This window comes from Intrasporangium sp. (assembly GCF_040414665.1).
In the GTDB taxonomy this organism is placed as follows: Bacteria; Actinomycetota; Actinomycetes; order Actinomycetales; family Dermatophilaceae; genus Intrasporangium.
On sequence record NZ_JBEDUL010000006.1, the window covers coordinates 1 to 4,686 of the forward strand.

General features: G+C 69.3%; 5 protein-coding genes. 2 read left to right on the forward strand and 3 right to left on the reverse strand.

What is annotated here, in order from left to right:
• Positions 1 to 1,682: Na+/H+ antiporter NhaA (gene nhaA / locus ABF401_RS00645; RefSeq protein ID WP_353507593.1), on the forward strand; the 1,682-nt coding region annotated here is incomplete at its 5' end.
• Positions 1,683 to 1,746: 64 nt separating this feature from the next.
• On the opposite strand, the gene ABF401_RS00650 is transcribed toward nhaA, so the two are convergent.
• The 3 genes from ABF401_RS00650 to ABF401_RS00660 form a co-directional block, all read right to left on the reverse strand.
• Positions 1,747 to 2,217, reverse strand: a complete 471-nt coding sequence (locus tag ABF401_RS00650) for a hemerythrin domain-containing protein (RefSeq protein WP_353507594.1) — start codon at positions 2,215 to 2,217, stop codon at positions 1,747 to 1,749.
• A 201-nt stretch (positions 2,218 to 2,418) separates the two neighbouring features.
• A complete protein-coding gene (locus ABF401_RS00655; RefSeq protein ID WP_353507595.1) occupies positions 2,419 to 3,330 on the reverse strand; it encodes a DUF5996 family protein in 912 nt (303 codons plus the stop codon).
• 82 nt (positions 3,331 to 3,412) lie between these two features.
• A complete protein-coding gene (locus ABF401_RS00660) occupies positions 3,413 to 4,045 on the reverse strand; it encodes a TetR/AcrR family transcriptional regulator (RefSeq protein WP_353507596.1) in 633 nt (210 codons plus the stop codon).
• A 90-nt stretch (positions 4,046 to 4,135) separates the two neighbouring features.
• Here ABF401_RS00660 and ABF401_RS00665 point away from each other — a divergent pair.
• A partial coding sequence (locus tag ABF401_RS00665) for a class II aldolase/adducin family protein (RefSeq protein ID WP_353507597.1) occupies positions 4,136 to 4,686 on the forward strand: 551 nt, incomplete at its 3' end.

Here is a 4,686-nt window from a genome sequence, read left to right on the forward strand (position 1 = left end):
TACAGCTGGGCGACTGGACCCTCCGGATGGACCTCGGCCACTGGATCAACGACGGGCTCATGGCGGTGTTCTTCCTCGTCATCGGCCTCGAGGTGCGACGGGACCTGTCAATCGGTGAGCTCACCGACCGGCGCCGGCTGCGGCTGCCGCTGCTCGCAGGCGTCGGCGGAATGGTGCTGCCGGCGCTGCTCTACCTGCTCGTCAACCCCTCTGGAGATGCGGCCAACGGCTGGGGCATCGTCATCGGCACGGACACCGCGTTCCTGCTCGGCACGCTTGCGCTCGTCGGGCCGACGACGTCCACCCAGCTGCGCGTGTTCCTACTGACGTTGACCGTGGCCGACGACATCGTCGCGGTGTCCGTCATCGGGCTGGTGTACTCGGACGAGCTCAACGTCGCCGCGCTGGCCGTCGCGCTCCTGGCCGTGGCCATGCTCGTCGCGCTGGGGCGAATGAAGGTGTGGCGGACCTGGCCCTACGCCATCACGATCCTCGCGCTGTGGCTCGCGACCGTCGACTCGGGGCTGCATGCCTCGGTCGCCGGCATGGTGGCCGGCCTGCTCGTACCCTCGTACACACCGCACCGGCAGGCCGTCGAGCAGGCGGCCCGCCGGTTTCACGCGTTCCGCCAGTCACCACTAGCCCATGTGGGGCGGTCAGCGCAGGCGGCGCTCGTGCGCGCCGTGCCGGTCAACGAGCGGATGCAGATCGTGCTGCACCCCTGGACCAGCTATGTCATCGTGCCGGTCTTCGCACTCGCGAACGCCGGAGTGGACCTGCGCGGTGGGGTCCTCGGTGAGGCGCTGAGCTCGCCCGTGACGTGGGGCGTCGTCCTCGGCCTCGTCGTCGGCAAGTTCGTTGGGATCGGCGGAGTCGCGTTGCTCGGCGCTCGGCTGCGCGTGGGCGCGCTTCCGCAGGGCGTCGGCCCGGGACAGATCCTCGGCGGTGCGGCACTGTCCGGCATCGGCTTCACGGTGGCACTGCTCATCCTCGGGCTGGCCTTCGGGCCGGAGCTGCAGGACGAGGCGACCGTCGGGGTGCTCCTCTCGCTCGTCGTCGCCACGTTGTTGGGATGGCTCGTCTTCACGCTGGCCGCCGTTTTCCACGGGGAGACGTCGGCCGGCCTGCCCATACTGCTCGACCGGCCGGTGGACCCGACCCGCGACCACATCCGCGGCTCGGCAACCGCGCCGCTGACGCTCCTCGAGTACTCAGACTTCGAGTGCCCCTTCTGTGGCCGCGCGACGGGGGTGGTCGCGGAGGTTCGTGCCCACTTCGGCGATGATCTGCGCTACGTCATGCGGCACCTGCCGCTGCCCGATGTGCATCCCCACGCCGAACTGGCGGCGGCGGCTGCCGAGGCGGCGGGCGCGCAGGGGCGGTTCTGGGAGATGCACGACCTGCTCTTCGAGCATCAGGACGAGCTCGAGACGGAGGACCTGGCGGGCTATGCGGGAGAGTTGGGCCTCGACGTCGAACGCTTCCTGCGAGACCTCGACGAGGACGTGCACGCCGAGCGAATCCGCGAGGACGTGATGAGCGCGGAGTGCAGTGGCGCGCGAGGGACGCCGACGTTCTTCGTCGGTGAGCGCCGCCACATCGGTCCCTACGATGCCCAGACCCTCATCGCCGAGCTCGAGGCCAGCCGGCGAGCGGGCGCAGCCGGTGTGCGCGGCGTGTGAGCTGCGTCTGACTCACATCCTGCTCCGCATGGCGGAGCAGGATGTAATGGTCGTCAAGCAAACGTCAGTGCGCTTCCTCGTGCAGGTCCTCGAGAAGCTCGGCAACGTTGATCTCAGGCTCCGAAACGAGCAGCGGCAGCACGAGGTCGTTCTCCTTGGCCGCGTGGCTCGTGAACACCCGGTGGAGCGCCTCGGCCCACGCGGCCGCCACGGCCGGTTCCGTGCTTGCCTCGAGCTCGTCGACGATGCCGAGGATGACACCGTGCTCGGCAACCATCCCGGTGATGAGGAGCCGACCGGCCTCGGTCCCTGCGGCGGCGCGGTAGAGGGTCCTCTCCTCGCCGGCGGCATGCGGGGCGAGCACGGCCCGCGCCCAGGTGACGATGTTCGCCTTGGGCCGCTCAAACCCGGACGACTGCTCCACCGCGTTCGCCATGTCAGCAACGAGCTGTTCCAGTTCGCTCATGAGGTGCTCGTGGTGGCGCCGGATCGCGTTGGCGGCGGCCTCATCGCGTTCGATCGACGTGGTGGTCATGATGGACTCCATCCTCGCGAGCGGGCCGATCCCGCCGTTGCCTGGATCAGATCACTTCCATTGGTGCAGCGTCCTTGACGCGGGTCAAGTCCCTGTGCAAGCCGCGCCCGGGCCAGCCAAACGCCGCCGTAGACAGAGCACGCGACACGCCGAGCGTGGGCACCCGGCGAGCTCAGCGGCATACGGGCAAACTCTCGAAACTCACTGGGGGCGCTCTAGCGCGGCGCGGTCCCAGTCCGCCGTGATGGCTGCGGCTTCGTAGGTCCGTTGCAGGAAGTCGAGCAACACGGCGTCGGGGTCTGGAGCGGTGCGCACCGCGGTGTACGGGAGCACGAACTCGCCGAGCGCCTCGTCGAATCTCGCTTCCGGTGGACCGGCCGGCCGGGTGCGGTAGCTGGGCGGCTCGGGGTAGGCGTAGGAGTAGAAGATGCCCTCTCCCTCGCCGCCGGGCCAGTAGCCGACGCTGCTCACCTCGTGCGAGTAGCCCTCGTGCATCACGTGGGAGCCCGAGTTGGGCATGCCGCCCGGGTGGGGCGGAGCCGGCCTGCCCGAGAACCTCGTCGTCGCCAGGTCGAGGGCGCCCCAGAAGAGGTGGACCGGGCTGGCCTTGCCCAGGAAGCGGCCCTTGAACACGGTAAAGACCCGTTCGACCTCGACGAGGGTCCGCCAGAACGCGGTGACCGCCTGGGGGTCGTAGGAGCAGTGGAGGTGGTCGTCCGGGAAGCGGATGGCGTCGGGGAGCTCGACGGGCATCGGCCAGATCTTGGTCGCCAGGTCCAGTTCGTCCAGGAGCCCCGTGAGCTCCGTGTAGAACTCGCTGACCGACTTGGGTGCGAGCTCCATGGAGGCGGACTCGCCTCGCGTGGTGCTGACGTCGAGCCGGTGCTCGAGGAGGTCGAGGTCGATCGAGAAGCTCCGTCCGGGCCCGTCGGGCATGAGGGACGTGGTGAGGCCCCGGGAGGAGACGAAGAGCGTGGCGTTCCACCAGTGGTTGAGCAGCGGCGTGCGTTTGGTCCGAATCTTGCCGACGATCTGCAGCCAAAGGATGAGCGTGTCTCTGGTTGGCTCCCAGCTGTCGATGGGGAGCTCCGGCCAGGCTGACTGCTGGCTCATCGCGCGTCCTCCTCGGCCCGAGGATCAGTCCGAGCAGTCTATTGGCCGAGAGGGATCGATACCCGAACAGGTGCCGCAGCCGTCAGACGGATGCTGTGAAGCCGGCCTCGCCGTCGGCGTCGGCCTCGACGAAGCCGCGGTGGAGCGCGGACAGCGCCTCGGAGATGACCCGCCGGTCTGACGAGCCCCTCGGCCTGGCGTGCCGGTGCAGGGCAAGGCCGTCCAGCAGCGCGACGACCATGGGGGCGCGCTCGTCCGCATTCGCGATCCCCAGCGCACGGAGCGACGCCTTGGCGCCACCTTCGATGCTCGCCATGATCTGGTGGGCGGTGCCCTGCAACTGCGGGCGCCGAGCGCACTCGAGGTAGATCTCGAACTGCGCGACGGTGTCGCTCTCCGGCTCGGCCAGAACGGCATCCACGAACCGGTCGATCGCCTGCTCAGGGGTCAGCTGTGCGCCGGCGACCGAGGCGGTGACGGCATCCACGCGGGCGACGATCCGGTCACCGACCATCTCCAGCGCGGCGGCGATCAGGTCGTCGAGGGAGGAGAAGAAGTAGCTCGTGGTGGAGGTCGACATCCCTGCCTGCGCCGCGATCGACCGGTGCGTCGCCCCGGCGACGCCCTGCTCCGCGATGACCTCGACGGCCGCCTCGAGGAGCGCGGCGCGGCGCGCCCGGCCCCTCGCGCGGTGGGTGGCTGGGCGAATCGCCATACGCGCATTCTGCCAAATGTCTGGACATTCGTCCAGACTTGGTGGACGCTGGTAAGCGCGTCGATCCCCCGCTCCAGCACAGGAGGCACCGTGGAGCACCAATCCGCCCGGCAGCACGTCGTCGACATGTGTCGCACGATGCTCGAGCGCGGCTACCTCAAGGCCACGGAGGGCAACGTCTCGGTCCGGATCCCCGGCCGCCGGCTCTACGCGGTGACCCCCAGCAACTACTCCTACGACCGGATGCGGGTCGACGACGTGTGCATCGTCGACTTCGACGGAAAGCACGTCCCGGATGCTGGCCGCGGCGACTCCGGTGCCTCCCTCGCGCCGTCGATCGAATGCGGGATGCACGCCCACATCTACCGCGAGCGCCCCGATGTGCACGCGATCGTTCACACGCACCAGCCGTTCGCCTCGGCCCTCGCGGTGCTCCGCCGCCCGATCCCGGCCCTCACCGACGAGCAGGTCCGCTTCCTGGGCCGCGAGGTCGCGATCATCGACTACGCCCCGTCCGGCACCGGCCTTCTCGCGAGGAACGTGCAGAGGAAGATCACCAGCGGCGACAACGCCTTCATCCTCGCCAACCACGGCATCGTCGCCGTGGGCACCGACCCGGAGCGTGCCGTGTTCAACATGGC